We start from the raw sequence: 13,390 nt of genomic DNA, 5'->3' as shown, positions 1-13,390 counted from the left end.
TGCCGGACCTTAAACAAAATACTCAGTGCCCGCACTAAGTTATGTCGCCTTTCGGAAAAACGGAGCGGCCGAGCCTTGCTGCAGGCTTTTCTTGATGAGGCCGAAAAACTGACCGACAGCCGAATCGGTTTTTTTTGTTGCCTGGAAGAAGACCAAAACCGCATCGCCCTGCAAACGTGGTCAACCAACACGCTGCAGAATCGTTGTCAGGCCGGCCCGCACCTGGCGCATGCGGCCATCGATCAGGCCGGGATCTGGGCGGAATGCGTGCAGACCCGGCGGCCGGTCGTCCACAATAGCTTCCCCAACCTCGGCCGTCAGCCCCTGCCTCCGGGGCATGCTCCCATCTTGACGGAGTTGATCGTGCCGATTATCCGTAAGGATAGAATTGTTGCCATCCTCGGCGTCGGGAACAAACCTTCTGGCTACGACAGCAACGACATCGATCTGCTCCACGGACTGGCCGATGTCAGCTGGGACATTATCGCCCGCCAGCAGAGTGAGGACGAACTCGTCCAGGTCCGGCAGCAGCTGGACGAAGCTCTTGCCCAGACCGCGGCACCCCGCGCTTTTAGAGAGTTTTCAGAACGCAAATACTGGACTCTGCTCGAAGAAGCGCACTTTGCTATTTCCCTGGCCGACGCCAAGACCGGGATCATTCTCGAGTGCAACAAAGCACTGGCCGATATGCTCGAACGCTCTCCCGCAGAACTGATCGGTCAGCCCCAAGCCATTCTCCATGCCGAAAAGGTGGCGGCCGGTCATCTGAGCCGCAATTTCATCCGCCACCGGGACCAGCTTCCCGGCAGCGTCCTGGAAGACCGGCTGCTCACCAAAACAGGCCGGCCATTGGATGTTGAAATCCATGCCCAGAAATTCACCCTCGAAAACCGGGAGGTCATGCTTGCCATCATCCAGGATATCTCGGCAAGAAAGCATGCCCAACAGGAATTGCGCGAAGCGCAGCAGCGTTACCGGCTGATCTCTGAAAACGTCACCGACGTGGTCTGGACTATGGATCTGGCCAGCGAGAAATTCACCTATTTCAGCCCTTCCGTCGAATTGTTGCGCGGCTACACCCCCGCAGAAGCGTTGCAGATGTCGTTAACCGAAACGCTGACAGCGGAATCCTGTCAACGGGCTCGCCAGCGCATCGCCGAGATCAGCGCACAGCCCTTTGATCCCCTTGAAGATTCCTGGCAATACGGGCTGATTGAACTTCAGGAATACCACAGAGACGGCTCCATCATCGATACGGAAATCCTGGCCCGGTTTCTGCGGGATAAAGACGGAACGCCGACCGGCCTGCTCGGTGTTACCCGTGACATTTCCGCGCGAAAAAGGGCGGAGCAAGCCCTCCAATTGGAAAAGGACAAATTCCGCACCCTGTTCGAACATGTCCCTGACTACGCGCTGGTCCTCAAACCGGAGCAGGACGATCTGATCATTGCGGACCTCAGTGACTCCGCCTGCGCTTCCCACGGCTTTACCCGTGAGGAACTCCTTGGCCAGTCGATTCGCCTTGTCGATCCGGCTGATCATGTTTTTGCAGGGCTCCGGGGCGATATGGAACGGCTCAAGGCCGGCCAGACAGTCTGTCGCGAAACGCTTCACCGGCGCAAAGACGGCACGACCTTCCCGGTGCAAGCACTGGTCAGGTTGATCCAAATGGACAACCAGCCCTTGCTGTTCTCCATAGAGCAGGACCTGACGGTACAGAAGATCGAAGAGAATGAACGCCTGAAACTGGAGCAGCAGCTGCGCCAGAAATACAAGATGGAAGCCGTTGGTTTGATGGCGGCAGGAATTGCCCATAATTTCAACAATAATCTGGCGATCATTCTCGGCAATCTGGAGCTGATCAAAATAAACCTGCCGGCTGATGCCACGATCAGGGAATATCTGCACAATGCGACCATCGGTATCCGCAGATCACGCGAACTGATCCAGCAAATCATGACTTACAGCCGCCAGGAATCCAGGACACGAACCGTCGTCCAACCTGCGCTGATTATCGAAGAAACCCTCAAACTGCTACGCTCGACGGTTCCTAGCTCGGTTGAACTGCGCTGTCAACTGCCGCCCACACAGGACAGCATCAGTATCAACGCCGATCCCACCGCAATTCAGGAAGCCCTGATCAACCTTTGCACCAATGCCGTCCATGCCATGCACGACAAAGGCCTGCTGACGATCTCGCTGGACAAAGTTGAATTGGCGCAACAGGACATCCCGGCCCAATACAATTGCCAGCCGGGCATCTATGCCCGCATCGAGGTGCAGGATTTAGGAATGGGAATGAACCGAGCCACCCTGGAAAAGGTTTTCGATCCGTTTTTTACCACCAAGGAGGTTGATCAGGGAACCGGTATGGGGCTGGCGACAGTGCAGGGAATCGTCGAGCAGCATGCCGGGCTGATCAACGTCCACAGCAGCCCCGGCCAGGGATCTTCCTTTGCTTTGTTCTTTCCGGTGACGGAAGCACAGCAACACGACAGCTCGGAACACCAGGAGCCGCTCAGTCTGCCCGGAGGAGTGGAGCGGATATTGCTGGTTGACGACGAAGCAAGCCTGGCCCTGGTCAACAGTGCCATGCTCGGTGAAATGGGCTACCGGGTCGAGGTTGAAACCAGCAGTCGCCAAGCCCTGAAGCGGCTCACCGATCCCCGGAAACGTTTTGACCTGCTGATCACGGATCAGATCATGCCGGGGCTCACCGGCATTGAACTCGCCCGCCTCGCCCGCCAGATCGACCCGAACCTGCCGATCATTCTCTGCACCGGCTACAGCGACAAAGCCGCCGGTGATGAGATGGACCTGGACGAGCCCTGCGCGTATTGCATGAAACCTCTGGATATGGCGGAATTATTGACAACGGTCCGCACGGTCCTGGACCACCGGCGCTGATTGATCAGCCAGACAGACCCGCCTCACCAACGGGTCAATCGAAGCAGTCCGGACGATACATCATGGCCAATGTCCCCCGACTGAGCAGACAGGCGGGGCAGATCGCTCCGGCATCGCCGTACTCCTGTTCCGCCAACAACTGACCGGCCAGCTGGGCCGGTTCGGTCAGCGGCTCGTCCGCAGAAAACTCCCGGGAACATAGGGCACAGGTCATCATCGGCGCAGATGCTCGCGAACCAGCGCTGCCATGGCATCAAGAAAATCGGCGTGATCGTTCAGGGAGGGAGCGCGCTGGAAATTGACAATCCCCTGCCGGACCGCCAGTTCACGATACTCGATATCTATTTCCTGCAGGGTTTCAATGTGATCGGACACAAAAGAGACCGGGACCATGAGCAGTGCCCGGTGCCCGGCCGCCGCCAATTGGGCGATGGTTTCCTCGGTCCCGGGTTCCATCCATTTGACTGGCCCGCTCCTGCTCTGGTAGGCGATGGACCAGTCATAATAGCCAACCCGCTCCATCACCTGCTCAACCGTTGCCTCGACATGCTGTTGATAGGGATCTCCCCGATCGATGAATTTTTGTGGCAAGGCATGGGCGGAAAAAAGGATCTGTACCTCGTCGCGAAGCAGATCATGAAATGCGTCCAGCCCTTCGTTGACCCGGTTGGCCAGCGCGTCCAGGTAACCCGGCCAGTCGTACCATTCTTCGATCAGCCGGTATTCCAGCTCGGGGTGAACTGCGGCCGCCGCTTTTTTAAAGTCATTGACGCTGCTGCCGGTGGTCGCTCCGGTATAATGCGGGTAAAGGGAAACGACCACCGCGGTCTGGATCCCGGCCGCTTTGATGTCTGCCAGCACCTGCTCGGCGCGCGGCTGCCAGTAACGCATGATGACATAGGGCCGAAAACGTTCACCAAGTCGTTCAGCGATACCGACAGCCTGCTTATTTGTCCACTCGAGCAGTGGGGAGCGACCGCCGATCTGGCGATAATTTTCCACCACCTTCTTGGCGCGAAAATGGGAAATCAATCGGGCAAAGGGTTTCTGCAGCAAGCCCCCGGCCGGCAATTGAATCAATTCCCGGTCGGCAAACAAATTAAACAGAAACGGCTCCACCGCCGCCAGGGAATCTGGGCCGCCCATATTCAGAAGAATCAGCGCAACAGGTTGGTCAGCAGGCATAACGCATATTCTCTCCGCAGCAGAAGGGGATCATACAAAACGGGGGACAGATGCGGTTTCTGTCCCCCGTGGTCGATCCTGAGCAATTACTTTTGACTGAGTCGATGGACACAGTCAACCATAAAAATGGCATTTTCAGGTGGAACTGTGGGCAGGATACCATGCCCCAGATTAAAGATAAATCCTGGCCGGTCATCATTCTCGGCAAGAATACGCCTGACTTCCTTTTCAATATAGTCCTTGGGCGCATAGAGCACCGTCGGATCGAGATTCCCCTGGACTGCGACATCGTCCCCCAGGATATCACGCGCCTTGCCCAGGTTGACATGCCAGTCGAGGCCGATCACGTCGCTGCCAGCTGCCTTGACCAGTTCTAGCATGGTCCCGCCGTTTTTGACGAAATAAATCACCGGGATACCGTCCCGCTCCAGGCCATCGATCAATTGCTTGACATAGGGCAGAATATAGCGCTCAAAATCGTGCGGTGCCAGCAACCCGCCCCAGGTATCGAAAATCTGAATGGCCTGGGCTCCGGCTTGAATCTGCATATTCAGATAGCGCCGGTCCATCTCGGTGATTTTCTGCATCAAAGCATCATAAAGGGGGAAATCGGCATACATCATCTGTTTGAGGGCGGCAAAGTCCTTACTCCCCTTCCCTTCAACCATATAGCAGGCCAGAGTAAAGGGAGCCCCGCCGAAGCCGATCAGCGGCACCCGCCCGGTGAAGGCTGCCCGCAGCCGCTTGATGATCTCCGGGACATAGGGTACGGCCTGGGCCATATCCTCGGGCACCACCAGTGCTTCGACATCAGCCGCGGTCCGCACCGGATTGGCAAAGACCGGGCCGGGCACGAAATCCAGCTCCAACCCCATCGGCTCGATGGGGGTCAGAATATCGGAAAACAAGATCGCGGCATCGGCACCCAGGATGTCGATGGGCTGAATCGTCACTTCAGCAGCCCGGGCCGGATCCTTGCAGAGATCCAGAAAAGTGCCGCCACCCTGCGCTCGAACAGCCTTATACTGGGGCAGATAACGCCCGGCCTGCCGCATCAGCCAGACCGGGACCCGATCGACCGGCTGGCACCAGCAGGCTTTGAGAAAATTGTAATCATCAGACATAAAGTTTTGGCCTCCTCTGGAATGCTGACCTGAAGATTGTCATAACCGCACCAGGTGCGGACCCGCATCCGGGCTGTCGTTATTCACTGCTATGTGCTGCAGCTTCCTGTTCCATGCGCTTACGCGTCCGGCGCGGAATATAGCTGCAGAACGGTTCTTCCGCCATGTAATCCCCATACACAGCATCGGCACGGGCGCGGCAGCCGCCACAGACATTAATGAACTCGCACTCCCCGCACTTGCCTTGATATTTGCTGAAATCCCGCAGATCGTTAAAGACCTTGGAATTGAACCAAAGCTCTTTGAATGGCACCTGTTTGACATTGCCGACCGAGGAATGAAAATAGGAACAGGGCTTGAGATTGCCGAAGCAGTCGATCAGGCAGATGGTCTGGGCGGCAATACACCCCTTGCCCCCGCCGGTTGAAAAAGTCAGGCTGCGGCGTTTGAAGTCGACCCCTTCGGCCTTGGCCATCTGCGGCACAATGCGATAATAGTGCGGCGCACAGGTCGGGCGCATGAGGATATCGTCCTCGTGCTTTTCCTGCTCATAGTGCCAGGCCAGAATCTCTTCATAGTCTTCCGGCGTGATCAATTCGTTCATGATCTCTTCCCCCCGCCCCGTGGGTACAATCATGAACATATACCAGGCCGTGGCGCCGAGCCCTTTAGCCACCTTGAAGGTTGCACCGACGTCATGCTGATTACGTTTGGTGAAAGAGGAGTTGATAAGAAACGGGATGCCGTTGCGTTTGAGGGTCTCGGCCCCGCGGATCACTCCGGCGTAGGCTCCTTCCGAGTTACGAAAGTCGTCATGAATGGCCGCTGTTGAGCCATCCAGGGACAGCGACACCATTTTGATATCGGCGCTTTTCATCTGCGCACAGACCGCGTCGGTAATCAGTGTGCCGTTGGTCGCCATGCACATCCGCAGCCCTTTGCCGGTTCCGTAGCGGGCGATATCGAAGATATCTTCGCGCAGCAACGGTTCACCGCCGGACAGAACCAGGACCGGCTTGCTGATTTCACAGATATCATCAATCAGCTTGAAAGCTTCTTCGGTATTGAAATCACCAGCTGCGGCAGACATGTCTGAAGAGCAGCGACAATGCACACAATTTAAATTGCAGCGCTGGGTGGTTTCCCAGGCAATCCATTTGGGAATAAATTCTTCCTGCTTCGAGGTCATATTCACTCCTGTTTCCAGGTCAGAGTTATTTGTGCCAGAGTACTACAGTCCCCTCCCAGGCTCAAGAATTCTCGACTGATTCGCTCATCAATCAAGAAGCCTTCACTCTGGAGCAACCGCCAACCAGGTCAGATTTTTTTCCTGATGAACCATAAAAACGGCTGGTTGGGCGTTGTTCAGCAGCTTCCAGAGAAAATCCTGGATGCTGCCATCTTCGACAAACAAGCGCTGCTGTTGCAACAGTTCAAAGATCCGCGTCCGTAAAATCCGCCCAACGCCGTGCAGATCAATATACAGCAGCGGTCCGCTCAGCGTCCCCTCCTTGGCCAGCGGCTCAGGGGCGAGCAGCAGTCCGCCCTCAACGGCGGTCGGAATTCCGAGATCCCGAAGCATCTCACCGGCAAAAGCCCGATTATAGCGAGCAACGCTGAAGGCCTCTCCCTGGTCCAGGGGCAAGGCCGGGATAACAAACAGATTGCCGCGCTCCTTCAGCGGGTCCTGCTCGGCCAGAAAATAGATTTGTTGCAAAATACTGTCCAAATTCTCCTTAGCCAGCTGCGGGGCCAATAAATAGGCGTATTGGGCATATGCCGGCCGTTCTTGCCCGCGCTGCAGAATCGGTTCCCAGGGGATTTCACCAGGTGGTTGTTTGCGTAATTCCTGTTCCTGCATGTCCGCCAGCAGCTCTTTCAGCCGGGCCATCTTTTCCTGCAAGGACTGAATCCGCTCGGCTTTTTCATCCGCAAAAGCCGGGATGGCATGAAACCCCTGCAATAAAACAGCAAACATCAACAGGCTCAGAACTATTCGGCCGACAGAATGTAACATGGTTATCTCCTTTGGTACTGCTAATAAAAAATGCTGCCAAAGCGACCCGCAGCAAAGCGGAATCAACCGGGATGTCACCTTGCATTTCACTGCCCTGACCGGTCGCTTCCGGAATATATGAAGCTTATATTTTCCAGCGATATATAAACATTCGTACATTCAAATAGTCAATCTTTGAATCGCTAGGTATACCATCAAGGATAATTCTTGACAAAAATCAAATAATGTATTAATTTTAATCTAATGATTCACATCAAATGACCGTTGCTTTTGCTTACCGAATTCAATTTGTTCAGCACGATCTAAATCACTCATATTTTACCGGACGTCAGGAAGGGAGCATGCACATGGGCATTCGCTTGAGGTCAGTTCTGGTCATGGGGGTTCTGGGTTTACTGGCAATAGGAGTTATTGGTTATACCAGTTATAAACTCAGCGTCAACAATGCACTGGAAGAAGCAAAGATCAAAAGCAACATCATCCTGAACTACGCCATGGCCACGAAAACCTATATGAAGCAGGTCCAGAAGCCCTTGGTCACGGAACTGATCGAAGAGGACCGCTTCTACCCGGAACTGATGTCCGGTTTCGTCAGCGCCCGGGGAACCTTTGAGATTTTCCACAAGAGCTATCCGGGCTATATTTTCAAGCAAGCCACCCTCGATCCTCTCAATCCCTACAACAAGGCCGATCCGAACGAGGTCGAGCTGATCAAAAATTTCCAGGCCAATCCGGCCCTGAAATCGTCAGAAGGACATATTGTCAAAGACGGTACCGAAGTCTTTTATTTTGCCCAACCCATCAAAGTCGACAGCAAAAACTGCCTTCATTGTCATGGCAATCCTGCTGACGCCCCGAAGGACCAGATAGAAATTTACGGAGCAAACGCCGGTTACCATTGGACAATGAATGACACCGTAGCCGCGTTCGTTATCTATATTCCGACCACTGCGGCCATTGCTGCAGCAAAAAAACTGTCCCAGACCCTGGTACTGATCGGCGCCGGCGGGATCATTCTGGTCCTCGCTATCCTCTGGGTTTTCCTCGACCGTTCGGTGGTTCTACCGATTGTTAACCTGGCTGAACGGACAGAACATTTCAGTCTTGGGGAAAACCTGACCGAGCCGATTCAACGCAGAACCAAGGATGAAATCGGCACCCTGGCCAGCGCGATCGAGCGGCTGAGAATCAGTCTGGTGAAATTACTCAAAATTGAATAACAGGGGGCCGTCATGTTCGTAAAAAGCCTGCTCGGGCTTGCCCTTATCATCCTGGCTCTGCCGGCGGTTGTTGCAGCGGAGGCGAACTGCACCAGCTTAAAAGAACAGCTTCACAAAGAGCGCAATTTGCTAAAAAAACGGCAGATGCTAACCCAAGCCATTGCCAGTTGCCCCGCTGACGCAGAGCTCCATTACATGTATGCGTACAGCGCGGAGCGTTTGCGAAAGTACGATAATGCCCTGAAGAGCTATCTGGAAACCATTACCATCGACTCCGGCTTCAGTAAAGCATACTTCGGACTCGGCGATATCTATATGGTGCTCGGCAATGCCGAAGCGGCAATCCGGGCTTATGAGCAGGGACTGGTGCTGGAGCCTGCTGATACACGAGCCAGGGCCTCCCTTGAGCTGGCCAGGATCAAGCACAAAGCAGCGTCCGGCGACCGGATTTCCTCCGGCGAATTTATCCGGGTCATGCAGGAGAGTAATTCCCGGAGCACAACAGAAGGAGCCATCGACGGACCCTTGCTGCGCCTGCAGATTCAGTTTGCGGTGTCTTCCGCAGACTTGACTCCGCAGGCCAAAGAGCAGCTGGAGACCGTGGGCCAGGCCCTGGAAGACCAAGCCCTGGCCGGCCAGGCGTTTGAAATTGCCGGGCACACGGACGACTCGGGCAGTTCGGAGGCAAACCTGCAGTTGTCCAAAGAGCGTGCCGAACAGGTCAGAAGTTATCTGCTCACCAACTTTGCGATTGTCGCGGACAAACTCAGTGTGGCCTATTATGGGGATACTCGCCCTGCCGTGCCGAATACGTCCAGTGAAAACAGGGCCTTGAACCGGAGGGTCGAGTTCAGAAAAGTTGTGCCCTGATCAAGCGAGATTTGCTATGATAACGTTGTTCGAGTACTCTGTATGTCTCTAAGCTTCGTGTGATTGCGCAGGAATTTGTTGTGTTAGCAAGGCGCTTCTTCCCCACCCGCAGCCTGGCGCCAGCGATGTTAAGCGACGGGATAATAGGTCTGAAAACCAGGGGGGCCCTTGTTTTCGAGCAGAGGCAGATCCTTACATTCGACATTTCAGCGACTGTTGATTCACAATGAGTCAGCTTGTTTCACCGATCAACCTTAAATTTAAAGAGGCAATTTATGCAGGCACTTCTGGAAGAAATCAAAGCGTCGCCCGGGGTTATGGGATCATGTGTGTATACCAGCAGACAAGGGATACTGGCGTCAAATCTCCCTTCCATTTTCAAAGCGGAAACGCAAAAACGTATCGTCAGCGTCCTGCACCGGATCTTCAAACTGAATGAAACCGCCAGCCTGGACGTCAATTCTTTTGAAGTCCAATATGATGAGGCTCTGGTACTGGTCAAAAAACTCGGCGACACCTCTTCACTGGTCGTTCTTTGCGAGCCTGACGCCAATATCCATCTGATTAATATGACCACCAGCATGCTGACCTCTGACCTGGTCGATTCCATCGAATCCGGCGCGGCCACCCAACCGAGTGGGGCTACAGCAGAACCGGCCAAACCGGTCGCCGTGACGCAAAGTCCGCAGGACATCATCAACGGCCCTCTGGCGCCCCAGCTCGACATGATGAAAAAAGCCCTGGCCCGCTGCATCGGCCCGGTTGCTAACCTGGCCCTGGAAAGTGCAGTGAGACAATGGCTGCAACAGGGCGAACCGAATCGTGCAGGGCTGGAAGATCTCGCCCGCATCATGCTGGAAGAAATCGACGACGAAAAGGCTCAGGACGGATTCCTCAACGAAGTTCGCAAGAACCTTTAGTAGTTTCAGCCCCCTTCCGGGAAGGCTTTGTTGGCCGAACATTAAAAAGCCGGGATTTCTCAATCCCGGCTTTTTATTTATTGTTACCCCGGCTGCCCGCGGCACAAAAATCCGCCCCGCTCTGCTGGGCCGATTTTTCGTTACTGTTGCGATTTCGGGTCAAGCGTGAACGAGCGGTTCAGCAAGCTGCGCGTTCACGCTCGGGAAAAAGTTCTTCAAAAATTTCCTTGACCGTACCGATGTGATCCGCCTTCCAGGCGTTACTGCCGCAAAAGATCAAACCGGTCTCAGTATCGCCACGCTGGGCACGATCCAGGGCATGGACAATACAGAACCGCTCTCTATTGGCTTTGTAAGCACACTTTTTCAAACAACCCGAAGGGCAGTAGACGTCAAGATCAACATCGCGCTGCCGGACCTGATCGATATTCTTCTTAATGGCCCTTCCCGGCAACCCGGCCGGGCTCATGATCAGCCCGATATCTTCCCGGGTGCAGGACAGGTAGGCCTGTTTAAAAGCGTCATCGGCATCGCACTCTTCGGTCACGACAAAGCGGGTTCCCATCTGCACCCCGTCGGCCCCATGGGCCAACGCGTATTGCAGATCCTTGCGATCCCAAATTCCACCTGCGGCAATGACCGGGATGTCTAGTTTCCAGTCATTTTTGAAATAATTTTTAACCCCACGGACGGTCGCATATTGATCGTACGCACCGGTTCCAATGCGCTCCAGTTTTTCACCGAGGTGGCCACCGGCCGTATCGGGGTCTTCAACGACGACCGCATCGGGTAACCGCTTGTAAACTTTATGCCATTTACGGGCGATCAGTTCGGCAGCCTTAACCGAGGAGACAATCGGCACCAGGGCGACTTCCGGAAAATCCCGGGTCAACTCGGGCAGGTTCATGGGCAGCCCCGCACCGCTGATAATCAGCTTAGCGCCCCCTTCACAAGCGGTCCGCACGACATCGTCATAGTTGCTCACCGCAACCATGCAATTGACCCCGATCACCCCGTCCGGAGCAATTTCGTAGGCCTTACGTAGTTCTTCCAACAGGCCGTGGCGATCCGCAGCGAAAAAATTCCGCCCGTTGTAACTCCCATCCGCTAAGGCAAGTCCCGCTGAAGCGATGATGCCGATCCCGCCGTTCAAGGCGACATGGCCAGCCAGGCGATGGCCAGAGATACGCACACCCATCCCCCCCTGAATCACGGGATAGGGAACACTGTGTCTTCCGATTGTCAAACCTTCCACCATAGAAACAACTCCTGTTTGAAACTGTGATGAGGAATTTTAACAGTTAGCCAACATTGGAAATGTAATACTTGTGTAAAAATACCTACAACGACTCAGGAAATCGGTCAGAACAGTGCACCACCCGGGGGGTGGACCAGGCTTGAGGCCGGTGAATTCCAAAAAATAACGATTATGACAATGAATCCAGCTTGTCCGGCGCTTCATCCGATGGTAATAGATGGGCTATGAAACTGTTTCGTCGGCTATTCCATCCTCTGATCACCTTTATCAGCATTCAGATCCTCTGGATCCTGGTCCTGGTGTTCTGGATTTACTGGTTTCTGGGGCGACATCAGCAGCTTAAGGAGCTGGCGACCCGTTACCAGGCTGAGTGGCTACCCAGTTCCAGCGACTGGCTGATTCTGACCGAAGGGATCCTGCTGCTGGTCGCCATCCTGATCGGAATCTATGTCATTTTCATCTACTGGCGTCGCCAGGCCTCATTGAACAAGGCGCAGCGCCATTTCATCAACCAGGTCAGCCATGAGTTGAAGTCTCCGCTGGCCTCATTGCAGCTGCACCTGGAAACCATTCAACTGCGTCAACCGACCCCGGCACAGCTGCAGAAATTCACCGCGCTGATGCAGGAAGACACCAAACGGCTGAACACTTTGATCAATAATCTGCTGACGGCCGGTAAAATCGAGCATAAAGGGGCACAGCTGAACCTTGAGGTCCATAACCTGTCGCGCCTGCTGGAAGAATACCTGTATCGTGAAAAAGAGCGTTTTCCTGCGGAAGGAACCCTGGGCTGGGAGATAGAAAGCGGTCTGCTTGCCAAGATCGAACCGGAGGCCATGGCGACCGTCATGCGCAACCTGCTGGAAAACTCCATCCTTTATGCAGATGGACCGCCGGTTGTCTCCATCAGCCTGAAACGTGAGCGGGGGATGGCCCATTTACGCTTCGCAGACCAGGGCAGAGGAATCCCGGTCCGCGATCGCAAAAAGGTCTTCCGCATGTTTTACCGGATTCGCCAGAGCGGGAAAACCATTCGCGGGACCGGGCTCGGCCTGTTTATCGTCAGCAACATCATCAAAAACCATGGTGGCAAGGTCTGGATCGGCGGAGCGAGAAACAACCAGGGCACCACCTTTCATCTGATGATTCCACTAATTTCCAACGAGGCTGCCGATGAGTGAAAAAGTTCCGTTGCTACTGGTCGAGGATGAACCCCATATCGCCCAGGGCCTGGTCTTCAATCTGCAGGAAGAGGGCTATCTCGTTACTCAGGTTGAAAGCGGTGAAGAAGCGCTTGAACTGTTAGCCGGCCAAAGCTTTGCGCTGCTGATTCTCGACCTGATGCTCCCGGGCATTGGCGGCCTTGAAGTGTGCCGGACCCTGCGCTCACGCGGCAATCGGATCCCGGTGCTCATGCTGACTGCGCGTGGGGCGGAACAGGATCGGATCAGGGGACTCAGTGAAGGGGCCGACGATTACCTGACCAAACCCTTCAACCTCAAGGAATTCCTCCTGCGCGTGGCCGCCCTGCTGCGCCGCGCCCAATGGCAGCCGACCGAACGCCAGCGGGAAGATTCCCGGTTCGGCGGCAACCGGATCGACTGGCAGACCCATCAGGCCGAGACGGCCCACGGCACCATCGAACTGACCGAGCTGGAAATTAAAATGCTCTCTTTGTTTTTCAATAACGAAGGGAAAGTTTTGTCCCGTGGCGAGATCCTGCAGCAGGTCTGGGGAGTCTCACCCAAGACCGAAACCCGGACTCTGGATAATTTCATTGTCCGGCTGCGTAAATATTTTGAGGAGAACCCCGCCCGGCCGCAGTTTTTTCTGACCGTTCGCGGCCGCGGCTACCGTTTCGTCAGCAAGGCCGAAGCCTGAAACTGCAG

The 13,390-nt window shown here is 54.9% G+C and carries 12 protein-coding genes; 6 read left to right on the top strand and 6 right to left on the bottom strand.

What is annotated here, in order from left to right; genetic code table 11:
* Window positions 1-75 precede the first annotated feature (75 nt).
* Window positions 76-2,907, top strand: a complete 2,832-nt coding sequence (locus tag N909_RS24700) for a PAS domain S-box protein (protein WP_051689762.1) — start codon at window positions 76-78, stop codon at window positions 2,905-2,907.
* A 34-nt stretch (window positions 2,908-2,941) separates the two neighbouring features.
* Here N909_RS24700 and N909_RS0113750 read toward each other — a convergent pair whose 3' ends face one another.
* The 5 genes from N909_RS0113750 to N909_RS0113730 form a co-directional block, all read right to left on the bottom strand.
* Window positions 2,942-3,124, bottom strand: coding sequence for a hypothetical protein (locus N909_RS0113750; RefSeq protein WP_029916059.1), 183 nt, complete (start codon window positions 3,122-3,124; stop codon window positions 2,942-2,944).
* A complete protein-coding gene (hemH, locus tag N909_RS0113745; RefSeq protein WP_029916057.1) occupies window positions 3,121-4,092 on the bottom strand; it encodes a ferrochelatase in 972 nt (323 codons plus the stop codon). Before hemH ends, N909_RS0113750 begins: the two co-directional genes overlap by 4 nt.
* 86 nt (window positions 4,093-4,178) lie before the next feature.
* On the bottom strand, window positions 4,179-5,216 hold the full coding sequence (gene hemE / locus N909_RS0113740) for a uroporphyrinogen decarboxylase (RefSeq protein WP_029916051.1): 1,038 nt from the start codon (window positions 5,214-5,216) through the stop codon (window positions 4,179-4,181).
* A 79-nt stretch (window positions 5,217-5,295) separates the two neighbouring features.
* Window positions 5,296-6,405, bottom strand: a complete 1,110-nt coding sequence (locus N909_RS0113735; protein ID WP_029916048.1) for a radical SAM/SPASM domain-containing protein — start codon at window positions 6,403-6,405, stop codon at window positions 5,296-5,298.
* Window positions 6,406-6,507: 102 nt separating this feature from the next.
* Window positions 6,508-7,233, bottom strand: a complete 726-nt coding sequence (locus N909_RS0113730; RefSeq protein WP_029916046.1) for a hypothetical protein — start codon at window positions 7,231-7,233, stop codon at window positions 6,508-6,510.
* A gap of 347 nt (window positions 7,234-7,580) precedes the next feature.
* Here N909_RS0113730 and N909_RS0113725 point away from each other — a divergent pair, with 347 nt between their 5' ends.
* The 3 genes from N909_RS0113725 to N909_RS0113710 all read left to right on the top strand — a co-directional run bounded on the left by N909_RS0113725 (window position 7,581) and on the right by N909_RS0113710 (window position 10,243).
* A complete protein-coding gene (locus N909_RS0113725; protein WP_029916045.1) occupies window positions 7,581-8,453 on the top strand; it encodes a c-type heme family protein in 873 nt (290 codons plus the stop codon).
* Between the two features lie 12 nt (window positions 8,454-8,465).
* Window positions 8,466-9,323: an OmpA family protein gene (locus N909_RS24695; RefSeq protein ID WP_051689761.1), complete on the top strand. Its 858-nt coding sequence runs from the start codon at window positions 8,466-8,468 to the stop codon at window positions 9,321-9,323.
* 275 nt (window positions 9,324-9,598) lie between these two features.
* The gene (locus tag N909_RS0113710; RefSeq protein WP_029916041.1) at window positions 9,599-10,243 is read left to right on the top strand and encodes a DUF8082 domain-containing protein; all 645 of its coding nucleotides are present in this window, start codon (window positions 9,599-9,601) and stop codon (window positions 10,241-10,243) included.
* Window positions 10,244-10,421: 178 nt separating this feature from the next.
* Here the strand turns inward: N909_RS0113710 and N909_RS0113705 are convergent, their stop codons facing one another.
* Window positions 10,422-11,501, bottom strand: coding sequence for a nitronate monooxygenase (locus N909_RS0113705; protein ID WP_029916039.1), 1,080 nt, complete (start codon window positions 11,499-11,501; stop codon window positions 10,422-10,424).
* Between the two features lie 224 nt (window positions 11,502-11,725).
* Here N909_RS0113705 and N909_RS0113700 point away from each other — a divergent pair, with 224 nt between their 5' ends.
* Together N909_RS0113700 and N909_RS0113695 are read left to right on the top strand one after the other, a co-directional pair.
* Complete coding sequence (locus tag N909_RS0113700) at window positions 11,726-12,682, top strand: sensor histidine kinase (protein WP_029916032.1); 957 nt, start codon at window positions 11,726-11,728, stop codon at window positions 12,680-12,682.
* A complete protein-coding gene (locus N909_RS0113695; protein WP_029916030.1) occupies window positions 12,675-13,382 on the top strand; it encodes a response regulator transcription factor in 708 nt (235 codons plus the stop codon). The genes N909_RS0113700 and N909_RS0113695 overlap by 8 nt, the downstream gene beginning before the upstream one ends.
* Window positions 13,383-13,390: the final 8 nt, after the last annotated feature.

The sequence above is a fragment of the Pelobacter seleniigenes DSM 18267 genome, assembly GCF_000711225.1.
GTDB lineage: Bacteria > Desulfobacterota > Desulfuromonadia > Desulfuromonadales > Geopsychrobacteraceae > Seleniibacterium > Seleniibacterium seleniigenes.
This window is presented reverse-complemented; position numbering and strand designations above follow the sequence as displayed.